We start from the raw sequence: 11,694 nt of genomic DNA, 5'->3' as shown, positions 1-11,694 counted from the left end.
CGGGAGAGCTCTCCACACGTGGAGAACGCGGCTGCCGGACTCGGGTGACGAGCAGGGGCGCTCGCGGCGCCGGCTCGAGCGCCTCCAGCGCGACCACGTCGGATGCGCACGCCGTGATGTCCGGGTGCTGCGACCCTCGGTGCCGGGGGCGGCCGTCCCCTGAGGGGGCCGCCGGCCCGGTCGGCCGCCGCGAGCGGCCTACGTGAAGAGCCTAGCCGCGTGAGATGTGGCACACAATGGGAATATCGAAGCCGATCACGGACCCTCCGTGGTCGGCCGGGAAGTGTCGGACCTGCGGCGTACCGTTGTGGTCATGGCGCTCGACATTCCCCGGCTCGACGGCCGCTTCCAGGTCGTCAGCGAGTTCCAGCCGGCCGGCGACCAGCCGGCAGCCATCGACGATCTTGAGCGCCGGGTCCGGCGCGGCGACCGCAACACGGTGCTTCTCGGCGCGACCGGCACCGGCAAGAGCGCCACCACGGCGTGGCTGGTCGAGCGGCTGCAGCGGCCGACCCTGGTGCTCGCCCCCAACAAGACCCTCTGCGCCCAGCTGGCCAAGGAGTTCAGCGAGCTGCTCCCGCACAACGCGGTGGAGTATTTCGTCTCCTACTACGACTACTACCAGCCCGAGGCGTACATTCCGCAGACCGACACCTACATCGAGAAGGACTCCTCGATCAACGAGGAGGTCGAGCGGCTGCGGCACAAGGCGACCATGTCGCTGCTCACCCGGCGCGACACGATCGTGGTGGCGACGGTCTCGGCGATCTACGGCCTGGGCACCCCCGAGGAATACCTCGAGCGGGCCGTCCGGGTCGCCGTCGGTCAGGAGATCGAGCGGGACAAGCTGCTGCGCCGGCTGGTCGACATCCAGTACACCCGCAACGACATGGCCTTCCAGCGGGGCACCTTCCGGGTCCGCGGCGACACGCTGGAGATCATCCCGGCGTACGAGGAGCTGGCGCTGCGGATTGAGTTCTTCGGCGACGAGGTGGAGAAGCTCTACTACCTCAACCCGCTCACCGGCGACGTGGTCCGGGAGGTCGACCACCTGCTGATCTTCCCGGCCACCCACTACGCGGCCGGCCCGGAGCGGATGGAGCGGGCGGTCCGCGACATCGAGGTCGAGCTGGGCGAGCGGCTGGCCGAGCTGGAGCGGCAGGGCAAGCTGCTGGAGGCGCAGCGGCTGCGGATGCGCACCACGTACGACATCGAGATGATGCGCCAGGTCGGCTTCTGCTCCGGCATCGAGAACTACTCCATGCACATCGACGGCCGGCTGCCCGGCAGCCCGCCGCACTGCCTGCTCGACTACTTCCCGGACGACTTCCTCACCGTGGTCGACGAGTCGCACGTGACCATCCCGCAGATCGGCGGCATGTACGAGGGCGACGCGTCCCGCAAGCGGATGCTCATCGACCACGGCTTCCGGCTGCCGAGCGCGGCCGATAACCGGCCGCTGCGCTTCGACGAGTTCCTGGAGCGGGTCGGCCAGATGGTCTTCCTCTCCGCCACCCCGGGCCCGTGGGAGCTGGAGCAGGCCCAGGGTGAGTTCGTCGAGCAGGTCATCCGCCCGACCGGCCTGATCGACCCCGAGGTCATCGTGAAGCCCACCAAGGGGCAGATCGACGACCTGATGCACGAGATCAAGCTGCGCACCGAGCGGGACGAGCGGGTGCTGGTCACCACGCTGACCAAGAAGATGGCCGAGGACCTCTCGGACTACCTCCTGGAGAACGGCATCCGGGTGCGCTACCTGCACTCCGAGGTCGACACGCTGCGCCGGGTCGAGCTGCTGCGCGAGCTGCGCAAGGGCGACTACGACGTGCTGGTCGGCATCAACCTGCTGCGCGAGGGCCTCGACCTGCCCGAGGTGTCGCTGGTCGCGATCCTAGACGCCGACAAGGAGGGCTTCCTGCGCAGCGGCCGGTCGCTGATCCAGACCATCGGCCGTGCCGCGCGTAACGTCAGCGGCCAGGTGCACATGTACGCCGACAAGATCACCCCGTCGATGGCGGGCGCGATCGACGAGACGAACCGGCGGCGGGCCAAGCAGGTCGCGCACAACGAGGCGCACGGGATCAGCCCCGAGCCGCTGCGCAAGAAGATCCACGACATCCTCGACGACATCTACCGCGAGGCCGAGGACACGGAGAACAGCCGGGTCGGCGGCGCGGCGCGGCAGCTCTCCCGGGGCAAGGCGCCGGTCAAGGAGACCCGCAGCCGCAGTCGGGCCGGCGCCGCCACCCCCTCGCGGGAGGGGATGGCCCGGGCCGACCTGGCGAACCTGATCCAGGAGCTCAACGACCAGATGCTGGCCGCCGCGCGCGAGCTGCAGTTCGAGCTGGCGGCCCGGATCCGCGACGAGGTCTCCGACCTCAAGAAGGAACTGCGGGGGATGGACGCCGCCGGCGTGAGGTGACGGACGGAGGCCGGGGATGGGGACTTTCGAGGTCGTCGTCGGTCGGCCCGACGTCCGGCTGCGGCCGTTCGTCGACCGCTACGTCGGCTACCGCGAGCGGGCGGAGTTGCCGCTGGTACGCCGGCAGGCGGCCGGGGCCTTCGTGGTGCTCATCCTCGGCTGGGGCGCGCCGCTGGACGTTGTCGACCCGCGCTGCGCAGAGCGTGGTGCGTACCAGGTGGACTCCTTCGTGGCCGGCACCTTCGACGCGTACTGCCTGACCCGCACGGTCGGGGTGGGCACCGGGGTGGAGCTGCTGCTGGCGCCGCTGGCGGCCCGCCGGATCCTGGGCGTGCCGCTGGGCGAGCTGGCCAACCGGGCGGTGGCGGTGGAGCGGTTGCCCGGCGGGTGGCTGGACCGGCTCCGGTGCCGGCTCGCCGAGACGCCCGACTGGCCCGGTCGGTTCCACCTGCTCGACGCCGCCCTGGCCGCTCGGCTGGCCGCCGCCGAGCAGGTCGATCCCCGGCTGGAGTGGGCGTGGCGACGGCTGGCCGGCAGTGCCGGGCGGGTGGGCGTCGGCCCGCTCGCCGAGGAGCTCGGCTGGAGCCGCCGTCACCTGGCCACCGTGTTCCGGCGCGAGGTGGGGCTCCCCCCGAAGACCACCGCCCGGCTGCTCCGGTTCGCGGCGGCGCACGCGGCGCTGACCGGCGACCGGCAGGCGGGCGAGGGCGTCGCGGCTGGCGCGGCCGAGCTGGCCGTCCGCCACGGCTACTGCGACCAGTCCCACCTGATCCGCGAGTTCCGGGAGTTCGCCGGGGCGACCCCGGCCAGCCTGGCCAGGTCACATTCGTCCAATCCGGGGTGACCGGCGGGGCGCACACTGGCGGAATGCGAACCATCTATCCGATCTTCAGGTATCCCGATGCCCGCGCCGCCATCGACTGGCTCTGCACCGCGTTCGGTTTCACTGTCCACGCGGTGCACGAGGCCCCGGACGGCTCGGTGGCGCACGCCGAGCTCACCCTGGACACCGGCATGATCATGCTCGGCGAGCGGTCCGGGCCGCGGCCCCGACCGGCCGACGACGACTGGTCGGTCTACGTCGCGCTCGACGATGTCGACGCGCACTGCGCGCGCGCCCGCGCCGCGGGCGCCGAGATCGTCCGGGAACCCTTCGACACCGACTACGGCTCCCGCGACTACGCCGCCCGCGACCTCGCCGGCCACGTCTGGTCGTTCGGCAGCTACCGGCCCTGATCCGGCCGAGACCGAGGCGGGGCGGGTCGAGCACCGGGAAGGGCTGGAGGCGTCCGCCGTGGCCCCGGGTCGCCGATGCGGCCCGGGGCCGATCCCATGCCGCGCACCCGACCGCCGGTCGCACTCCGCAAGGGAGGTATTGCCCTGAGTGACGGCCGTGCGTACTCTCCGTCGGTGGGAGGCTGGAATGCCGTTGTCAGCAAGTCCTGTCATCCGGCGGGTGCGGCTCGGTGCCGAGCTGCGCCGGCTGCGTCACCGGGAGTCGCTCACCCTGGAGCAGGTCTGCGGCCGGCTCGGCTGGGCGTCCACGTCCAAGTTGTCCCGCATCGAGCTGGGGCAGAGCCGGCCGGACCTGGCCGACGTGCTCGACCTGCTCGACGTCTACGCGGTGCCGCCGAGCCAGCGGGAGGCGCTCATCGTCATCGCCCGGGACGCGGCGACCGGCCGCGGCTGGTCGAAGGCGCTCGGCGAGATGGGGGAGCGGCAGCGGGCGTACGCGGAGTTGGAAGCGGGCGTCGCCCGCCTCGTGGAGTACCAGCCCGCCGTGGTGCCCGGGCTGCTCCAGACCCCGGCGTACGCGCGCCTGCGGGTGACCGCCGGCGCGCTGCTCGACGACGAGGTGGACGTCGAGGCCGACGTGCGGGCCCGGCTCGCGCGGCAGGAGGTGCTGCGCCGGGCGGACCCACCCGACTACACCGCGCTGCTCGACGAGCGGGCCTGTGACCGCGGCGGCACGCCGGTCGAGGTCTGGCGAGATCAGCTGCGGCACCTGATGGCCCTCGCCGACCGGCCGAACGTCACCATCCGGCTGGTGGCGCGGGACGCCGCGCTCCACGGCGGCATCCACCCGTTGACCGGGTTCTCGCACTACGCGTTCCCGGACCCGGCCGATCCGCGGACCGTGCTGGTGGAGACGCTCACCAGCGACCTGCGCCTGGTGACCGATACCGAGGTGACCCGGTACGAGCGGCTGGTCGAGTGGTTGCTCGCGGTCGCGCTGCCGGCCGACGAGACGGCGGAGCTGCTGGCCCGGTGGGCCGAGCAGCCGGTGGTGCCGCGCCCCCGCGCCGCGCCGGACGTCCCGAACGGCCGCTGACCCGGCCCGGACCGGTCACTGGCAACCCCGCACGGGGTGTCGGCGCGCGGCCACCGGGCCCGGCGCCCCCGATGCCGTCGGGACCGGCGGCCGGCGCGTCGCACGCACGCTAACCGGGGGGTACGACAGGTCAGGCCGGCACGTCGACGAAGTGCTCGACCAGGGGCGGGCCGGCGAAGTGCGGGCCGATCAGCGCGCGCCACTGCGGGAACCGGTCGCTCTGCCGGAAGTTGACGTCGTGCGCCTCGACCGAGTCCCATTCGACCAGCAGCACGAACCGGGAGGGGGACTCGACGCCCCGGGTCATCCGGGCCGAGCGGCAGCCCTCCGTGCCGGTGAGGATCGGGTACGCCTGCGCGTACGTGGCGGCGAAGGCGTCCTCGTGCCCGGGCGTTACGTCGATCAGCGCGACCTCAAGAACCATTCCCGAAGCCTCGCACGCCGCCCGTGCCGCGTGGGGGCAGGGGTCTTGCAGCAGGCCGCCGAAGACGCGGTGGCCCGGACCAGCGGGCCGCTGCTGTTCTGCGACACCGACGCCCGGGCCACCGCGGTCTGGGAGGAGCGGTACCTCGGCTCCGCCTCGCCGGTGGTCCGGGCGGCGGCCCGCCGGCCGGCGCTGTACCTGCTCACCGACCATGAGGGCGTCCCGTTCGACGACGACGGGCTGCGCGACGGGGAGCACCTGCGGGCCTGGATGACGGGGCGGTTCCGGGCGGAACTGGCCGACTGCGGGGTGCCGGTGGTGGAGCTGCGTGGGCGGCACGCCGAGCGGCTGGCCACGGCGGTGGCGGCCTGCGACGCCCTGCTGGCGGCCGGCTGGCCGCTCGCCGACCCGCTCCAGCCCGCCTCCTGAGGCGCCCGCTGCGCGCCTTCCGAAGGCACACCTAGCCTCCTAGGATGCCGTAGCGGGCGCGGCCCGCGGCACGCCGAAAAGTGATCCCATCGTCAATCGGGGCCGCCGGAGATGCGCCGGCCACCCCGGATGGTGAAGAATGGCGGCCGAGGAGGGGAGTATTCCCCCGCGACGGAGTCGTCAGCACGGACGGCCGCCGACCCTGGCGGCACGACCCGGCTCCGTCGGTCAGTGGCCCGTCACCGGGTCGGTGGCGGAAGAGACCTCCGACAGTCACCAGAGTCAGCGTCGACGCACCCCGGCCCCTCACCCGGCGTACGGTGTGCCCGACGCTGCGTGTCTGCCGGAGGATGGAATTGAACGTGTCCGGATGGGTGTGGGCCGGGACTCTCGTCGCGATGACGGCGGTCCTGCTCGTCGACCTCTTCATCATCGGTCGGCGCCCCCACGAGCCCAGTGTGCGGGAGTCGAGCCTCTGGGTCGGCTTCTACGTCGGGTTGGCCCTGCTCTTCGGGGCCGGCCTCTGGCTCACCTCCGGCCCCAGCGCGGCCGGCCAGTTCTACACCGGGTGGCTCACCGAGTACAGCCTCTCGGTGGACAACCTCTTCGTCTTCGTGATCATCATGGCCCGGTTCGGGGTGCCCCGGCAGTACCAGCAGAAGGTGCTGCTCGTCGGCATCGTGCTGGCACTGGTCATGCGGGGCGGCTTCATCGCCGCCGGCGCCGCGCTGATCGCCCAGTTCTCCTGGGTCTTCTACATCTTCGGCGCGTTCCTGATCTACACCGCGGTCAACCTGGCCCGGCAGGGCGAGCCGGACGAGGACGAGTTCAGCGAGAACCTGCTGATCCGGTGGAGCCGCAAGGCGCTGCCGATCTCCCGGGACTTCGACGGCGCGAAGATGACCACCCACGAGAACGGCCGGCGGCTCTTCACCCCGATGCTGATCGTGATGATCGCGATCGGCACCACCGACCTGATCTTCGCCCTCGACTCGATTCCCGCGATCTTCGGCATCACCCAGCAGCCGTACCTGGTCTTCACCGCGAACGTCTTCGCGCTGATGGGGCTGCGACAGCTCTACTTCCTGCTCGGCGGGTTGCTGGACCGGCTGATCTACCTCAGCTACGGCCTGGCCGTGGTGCTCGGCTTCATCGGGGTGAAGCTGGTGCTGGAGGCCCTCGCCGACAACAACCTGCCGTTCGTCAACGGCGGCCGGCACGTCGGCTGGGCTCCGCACATCCCGATCTGGCTCTCCCTGACGGTCATCCTCGGCACGCTGGCCGTGGCCACCGCGGCGAGCCTGGTCAAGTCGTCCCGGGACCGACGCCGCGAGCTGGCCGCAGCCCGGCGCTGAGCCCGCAGTCGAGGAAAGGGGCGCTTCGGTCGTCGGGAGCGCCCCTTTTCCGCGTACGGGTCAGACGCGGTGCGCGCCCACCAGGGTGGCCTCCCGGTCGGGGGGAAGCCGCTCCTCGACCACCCGGCGCTGGAGGTAGCAGGCGTGCAGCATCCGCCGGTCGTCGCCGTGCGGCTCGGTGCTGACGATGCCGACGTGGTGGATCTGGCGGCCGGGCCGGGCGAAGAAGTAGAGATCGCCGGGGCGTTCGTCGCCGAGCGCCAGCGGGGTGGTCGCCCCGGCCTGGGCGTGGGCGTCCCGGGGGAGCGTCAACCCGAACCGGCGCCAGGCCAGGCGCACCAGACCGGAGCAGTCGATGCCGTGGCTGGAGAGGCCGCCCCAGATGTAGACGAGGCCGCGGAGGCGGTCGGCGACGGGCAGGGCCTCCTTGGCCTCCGGCCGCTCCTGCGGGAGCGGGACCACGTCGGTCTCGGCGACCCAGAGCGGGTCGACGCGACCGGGAACGTGGCACGGCAGCCAGCCGTCGAAGAGCGGTCCGGCCCGGAACAGTCGGGTGCCGAGCCCCACCCCGGTCAGCGCCGGCGGGCCGCCGGGCGTGGCGTGCAGGTCGGTGGCGAGGGCGTCGACCACGAACTGCGGGGACCGCTGCCGTTCGGGCCGGAGCGGAGCCAGCTGGGCGGCGGGCAGCCAGCCCGGGTAGCCGCGCGGGTCGAGCTGCGCGGCCGGCTGCTCGACGGCGACCACGTGCGCCCAGCCGTCGGCGCGCAGCTCGGTGACGAGCACCCGCTCACCGAGCAGCAGTTGGCTGAGCACGCAGTCGCCGACCTGCTGGTCGTGGTCGAGGCCGGCGATCCAGGCCGGGACGTCCGGGTCGCCGGCGAGGGCGGGGCCGTCGACCGGCCGGACCGCCTCGGGGGCGGCCCAGAGGGTCGCCACCGGGACCCGGACGACGGCCTCGCGGCCCGGTTGCAGCTCCACGTCCACCCCCACCTCGCGCCGCTGTCTCCCGCGACCCTATGAAAGATTCCAACGGCCATCAACTGCGGGTCTGCATCTTTGCTTCAGTCGCCACCGAGGTGACACCGAGACCGGGGGCGTCCGGCAGCACGACGGTGGCGCCGTCGTACCGGATCCCGTCCCGCACCGGTGACCAGGCCAGCCACCAGGCGGCGTCCAGGTCCGACACCGCCGTGGTGCCGTAGGCCGCGACCAGGCTGGCCGCGGCGCCCACGCCGATCTGACTCTCCATCATCGAGCCGACGATCGTGCCCATCCCGTGCGCGGCGGCCAGGTCGAGCAGCGTGCGGGCCGGGTGCAGGCCGCCGCACTTGGCGAGCTTGACGTTCACCATGTCGGCCGCCCGGCGGCGGATCACCTCGACCAGGTCGCGCACGTCGAAGACCGACTCGTCGGCGAGGATCGGCAGGTCGACGCGGTCGCTGACCCAGGCCAGCCCGTCCAGGTCCCAGCGGGCGACGGGCTGCTCGACCAGCTCGACGTCGAGGCCGGCGTCCTCGATGCCGCGGATCACCCGGACCGCCTCGCGCGGCGTCCAACCCTGGTTCGCGTCCAGCCGGATCCGCACCCCCGGCCCCACCGCGGAACGGACCGCGCGTACCCGGTCCAGGTCCCCGCTGGCGTCGGTGCCGACCTTCAGCTTGAGCACGTCGAACCCCTCGGCCCGGCGCTGCTTGGCCGCGTTGGCCAGGTCCATCGCGTCGCCGGCGGCCAGGGTGACGTCCGTCGGGACCCGCCGGGTGGTGCCGCCGAGCAACCGGACCAGCGGTACGCCGAGCCGCCGGGCGGCCAGGTCATGCAGCGCCACGTCGACGGCGCCCTTGGCGGACTCGTTGCCGGCCACCGCCCGTTGCACCTCGGCGCACCGGGCCACCAGGTCGTCGGCGTCCCGCCCGAGCAGGGCCGGCACGATCATCTCCCGGACGCACGCCTCCGCGCCGGCGATGGACGCGCCGGTCACCTGCCAGACCTGCGGCGCCTCGCCGAAACCGGACCGCCCGTCGTCGTCGATCACCTCGACGACCAGGGTGTCCACGGTGGTGGTTCGGCGCAGCGCGGTGACGAACGGGGTGTGTAACGGGGCGGAAAGCCGGTGGGTGCGTACCGCGGCGATCGTCATGTGCGGCACCCTATATGCAGGCGGGCGCGAACAGGGGAGGCCGGATGGTGCAGCGGGACTGGCAACTGGTGGGCGCGCCGAACGCCCGTGATCTGGGCGGCCTGCCCGCGGCGGACGGGCGGCGGGTGCGGGCCGGCCGGCTGATCCGCACCGCGGCGCTGGGCCGGTTGACCGACGAGGACCTGCCGGTGCTGGGCAAGCTGGCGCCGGCCTGCGTGGTGGACCTGCGGGGCGCCGCCGAGCAGGAGGTCGCCCCGCCGGACCGCGTGGTCGGCGAGCCCCGGGTGGTGCACCTGCCGGTGTACGACCCGGCGCACCCGGTCTTCACGTACGTCTCGGCGGTGCTGCTCGGCCACGACCTGGACGCGTACGACGAGCTGGCCCGCGAGGGCATGCCGGCGGCGATGGCGCGGATCTACCGGTGGTTCGTCACCGGGGAGGCGGCCCGGGCCGGGTTCGGGGCGGCGGTGCGGCTGGCGGCCGAGGAGCGGAACCTGCCCCTGCTGTTCCACTGTTCGGCCGGCAAGGACCGCACCGGCTGGCTGGCCGTCGTCCTGCTCACCGCGCTCGGGGTGGACGAGGCGACGATCCGGGCGGACTACCTGCGGCACAACGAGCTGACCGAGAGCCTGCGCGAGGTGCTGCTGGCCGCGATGACCCGGCGGCAGCCGGAGTTGCACCCGGCGACGGCCCGGCCGCTGCTGGAGGTGCGGGCGGAGTACCTCGACGCCGCGTACGACGAGGTGCGGCGGGTGCACGGCTCGCTCGGGGCGTACCTGCGCGACGGGCTGGGCGTGACCGACGAGGTGGTCGCCGCGCTGCGGGACAACCTGCTCGACTGAGGCGTCCCGCCGGGGCGGGACCGTTCCGGCCGGCGGGGGCGTCAGGCAGCGTCGGCCAGGGTGTGGCGGGCGTCCCAGACGCGGGCGGAGATGTCGGCGATCAGGCGGCAGGCGTCGTCCTCGACCTCCTCGCCGCTCGGCCCGCCGTCGGCCAGGTCGGTGGTGGTGCAGACGACGATCGCGTACGGCGGGGCGTCGGTCGGGAAGACCACCCCGGCGCCGTGCCGTATCCCGCGTACCCAGCCGTTCTTGTGCGCGATCCGAGTGCCCTCGGGCAGCCCGGCGGCGAGGTCCTCCCGGTGCTCCTGGGCGAACAGCACGTCCAGCATCGCGGCGCAGCTCGCCGGGGCGGCGAGCGGGCCCGGACGGTCGACGCGGCCGCCAGCCCGCCGAGCAGGGCGGCGAGGTCGGCGGCGGTGACCAGGTTGGTGATGCCGGCCTCCCGGGCGGCGAAGTCCTCGATGCCCCGGCCGGTGACGCTGTGCCGGGCCCCGCCCAGCGCCCATGCCTGCGCCACGGCCGGCAGCCCGACCTGGCCGAGCACGATGTTGGTGGCCAGGTTGCTGGAGCGCACGATCATCCGCTCGGCGAGCCAGCGCAGCGGCGCGGTGCCGCCGACCCGGTCCCACACGGCGTCGTCGTTGTCGTAGTCCCGGGTGCAGGAGAACCGGGGCGCGCCCGGCAGCGCGGAGTCGAACGCGTTGCGCACCGGGATCGGCGCGTCCAGGTCGAGGGTGCCGGCCTCGGCGGCCCGGTGCAGCGCCACCAGCACGGCCGCCTTCATGGTGCTGGCGGCGTAGTGGGTGGCGTCCGGCTGCCGGGTCCAGGTCGGTCGGGCGTCCAGCCGCCCCACGTACGCGGAGACGGTGCCGGGCACCTTGTCCAGGTGGGCGTCGAGGTCGTCCCAGATCATGCCGGTGAAGGTAGCCGATCATCGGCTGCGGCGGGGCAGCGGTCCACCGCCGGAAGGTCCTAACGTGCGGAGATGACGACGACCCCCGCGTACGACGAGATCGCCGACTGGTACGAGCAGTACGCCACCGACACCTCCGTCGACTACATGGACCGGGTCCGCCGGCAGCTCGCCGAGCTGCTGGGCAGCGGCCCCGGCCGCTGTCTCGACCTCTGCTGCGGCACCGGGGTGCACGCCGCCGAGCTGCGCCGGCTGGGCTGGGACCCGGTCGGCGTCGACCTCTCCGACGGGCAGCTCCGGCACGCCCGCGCCCGCCTGCCGGTGGCCCGCGCCGACGTCGCCGCGCTGCCCGTCGCCGACGGGCGCCTGCCCGCCGTCACCTGCGTGCTGGGCCACACCGACCTGCCGGACTACCGGGCGGTGATCGCCGAGGCGGCCCGGGTCCTCGCCCCGGGCGGGCGCTTCGTCCACGTCGGCGTGCACCCCTGCTTCACCGGCGCGTTCGCCGATCGGTCCGACCCCGAGCGGATCGTGATCGACGGCGGGTACGCCGAGCGGGAGCGCAGCTTCCGAGCCTGGTCGCCGCATGGTGTTCGGGCAAGGGTGGGTGCCTGGCAGTCCCGCTGGCCGACCTGCTCAACGCGGTGACCACCGCCGGCCTGACGCTGACCCGGGTCACCGAATCCGGCTCCGGCCCGGTTCCCGACATCCTCGCCCTCCAAGCCACCAAACCCACCTGACCCCCACGAACGCGGCGCGTCCACCTCCGGTCCTTGTGGGAGACGATCACGTCGGCGTCCGCCGGCACCTGCGCCAGCCGCTGGCGCCAGCCGCTGCCGC

Annotated in this window: 11 protein-coding genes and 1 pseudogene; 8 read left to right on the top strand and 4 right to left on the bottom strand. The window is 73.4% G+C overall.

Features of this window, described 5'->3' with window-relative positions:
* Positions 1-313 precede the first annotated feature (313 nt).
* From uvrB to JNW87_RS26210, 4 genes are all read left to right on the top strand, one after another.
* Positions 314-2,422 carry an excinuclease ABC subunit UvrB gene (uvrB, locus tag JNW87_RS26225; protein ID WP_109802563.1) on the top strand — a complete coding sequence of 703 codons (2,109 nt, stop codon included), beginning with the start codon at positions 314-316 and terminating at the stop codon, positions 2,420-2,422.
* A gap of 16 nt (positions 2,423-2,438) precedes the next feature.
* The gene (locus tag JNW87_RS26220; protein ID WP_109802554.1) at positions 2,439-3,266 is read left to right on the top strand and encodes an AraC family transcriptional regulator; all 828 of its coding nucleotides are present in this window, start codon (positions 2,439-2,441) and stop codon (positions 3,264-3,266) included.
* A gap of 23 nt (positions 3,267-3,289) precedes the next feature.
* On the top strand, positions 3,290-3,658 hold the full coding sequence (locus JNW87_RS26215; RefSeq protein ID WP_109802555.1) for a VOC family protein: 369 nt from the start codon (positions 3,290-3,292) through the stop codon (positions 3,656-3,658).
* A 187-nt stretch (positions 3,659-3,845) separates the two neighbouring features.
* Positions 3,846-4,754: a helix-turn-helix transcriptional regulator gene (locus JNW87_RS26210; protein ID WP_109802556.1), complete on the top strand. Its 909-nt coding sequence runs from the start codon at positions 3,846-3,848 to the stop codon at positions 4,752-4,754.
* A gap of 130 nt (positions 4,755-4,884) precedes the next feature.
* On the opposite strand, the gene JNW87_RS26205 is transcribed toward JNW87_RS26210, so the two are convergent.
* Complete coding sequence (locus JNW87_RS26205) at positions 4,885-5,178, bottom strand: antibiotic biosynthesis monooxygenase (protein ID WP_109802557.1); 294 nt, start codon at positions 5,176-5,178, stop codon at positions 4,885-4,887.
* A 45-nt stretch (positions 5,179-5,223) separates the two neighbouring features.
* On the opposite strand from JNW87_RS26205, the gene JNW87_RS26200 reads away from it, so the two are divergent.
* Positions 5,224-5,607: an AAA family ATPase gene (locus JNW87_RS26200; protein WP_368666259.1), complete on the top strand. Its 384-nt coding sequence runs from the start codon at positions 5,224-5,226 to the stop codon at positions 5,605-5,607.
* Positions 5,608-5,963: 356 nt separating this feature from the next.
* Complete coding sequence (locus JNW87_RS26195; protein ID WP_109802558.1) at positions 5,964-6,962, top strand: TerC family protein; 999 nt, start codon at positions 5,964-5,966, stop codon at positions 6,960-6,962.
* Between the two features lie 60 nt (positions 6,963-7,022).
* Here the strand turns inward: JNW87_RS26195 and JNW87_RS26190 are convergent, their stop codons facing one another.
* Both JNW87_RS26190 and JNW87_RS26185 read right to left on the bottom strand, forming a co-directional pair.
* A complete protein-coding gene (locus tag JNW87_RS26190) occupies positions 7,023-7,940 on the bottom strand; it encodes a C40 family peptidase (protein ID WP_109802564.1) in 918 nt (305 codons plus the stop codon).
* A gap of 58 nt (positions 7,941-7,998) precedes the next feature.
* Positions 7,999-9,099: a mandelate racemase/muconate lactonizing enzyme family protein gene (locus tag JNW87_RS26185; RefSeq protein WP_109802559.1), complete on the bottom strand. Its 1,101-nt coding sequence runs from the start codon at positions 9,097-9,099 to the stop codon at positions 7,999-8,001.
* Positions 9,100-9,143: 44 nt separating this feature from the next.
* On the opposite strand from JNW87_RS26185, the gene JNW87_RS26180 reads away from it, so the two are divergent.
* On the top strand, positions 9,144-9,941 hold the full coding sequence (locus JNW87_RS26180; RefSeq protein ID WP_109802560.1) for a tyrosine-protein phosphatase: 798 nt from the start codon (positions 9,144-9,146) through the stop codon (positions 9,939-9,941).
* Positions 9,942-9,982: 41 nt separating this feature from the next.
* Here JNW87_RS26180 and JNW87_RS26175 read toward each other — a convergent pair.
* Positions 9,983-10,854 (bottom strand): annotated as a pseudogene (locus JNW87_RS26175) (serine hydrolase).
* Between the two features lie 72 nt (positions 10,855-10,926).
* Between JNW87_RS26175 and JNW87_RS26170 the strand changes: the two are divergent.
* Positions 10,927-11,502: a class I SAM-dependent methyltransferase gene (locus tag JNW87_RS26170; protein WP_238454600.1), complete on the top strand. Its 576-nt coding sequence runs from the start codon at positions 10,927-10,929 to the stop codon at positions 11,500-11,502.
* Positions 11,503-11,694 lie beyond the last annotated feature (192 nt).

The sequence above is a fragment of the Micromonospora sp. ATA51 genome (genome assembly GCF_016802855.1).
In the GTDB taxonomy this organism is placed as follows: Bacteria; Actinomycetota; Actinomycetes; order Mycobacteriales; family Micromonosporaceae; genus Micromonospora; species Micromonospora sicca.
The sequence above is the reverse complement of the archived record's forward strand: the minus strand, read 5'-3'. Positions and strand labels throughout refer to the sequence as shown.

Bases quoted from the DNA above. Each gene is read 5' to 3' on its own strand.
- uvrB (WP_109802563.1), top strand. From the start codon at position 314: ATGGCGCTCGACATTCCCCGGCTCGACGGCCGCTTCCAGGTCGTCAGC.
- JNW87_RS26220 (WP_109802554.1), top strand. From the start codon at position 2,439: ATGGGGACTTTCGAGGTCGTCGTCGGTCGGCCCGACGTCCGGCTGCGG.
- JNW87_RS26215 (WP_109802555.1), top strand. From the start codon at position 3,290: ATGCGAACCATCTATCCGATCTTCAGGTATCCCGATGCCCGCGCCGCC.
- JNW87_RS26210 (WP_109802556.1), top strand. From the start codon at position 3,846: ATGCCGTTGTCAGCAAGTCCTGTCATCCGGCGGGTGCGGCTCGGTGCC.
- JNW87_RS26205 (WP_109802557.1), bottom strand. From the start codon at position 5,178: ATGGTTCTTGAGGTCGCGCTGATCGACGTAACGCCCGGGCACGAGGAC.
- JNW87_RS26185 (WP_109802559.1), bottom strand. From the start codon at position 9,099: ATGACGATCGCCGCGGTACGCACCCACCGGCTTTCCGCCCCGTTACAC.
- JNW87_RS26180 (WP_109802560.1), top strand. From the start codon at position 9,144: ATGGTGCAGCGGGACTGGCAACTGGTGGGCGCGCCGAACGCCCGTGAT.
- JNW87_RS26170 (WP_238454600.1), top strand. From the start codon at position 10,927: ATGACGACGACCCCCGCGTACGACGAGATCGCCGACTGGTACGAGCAG.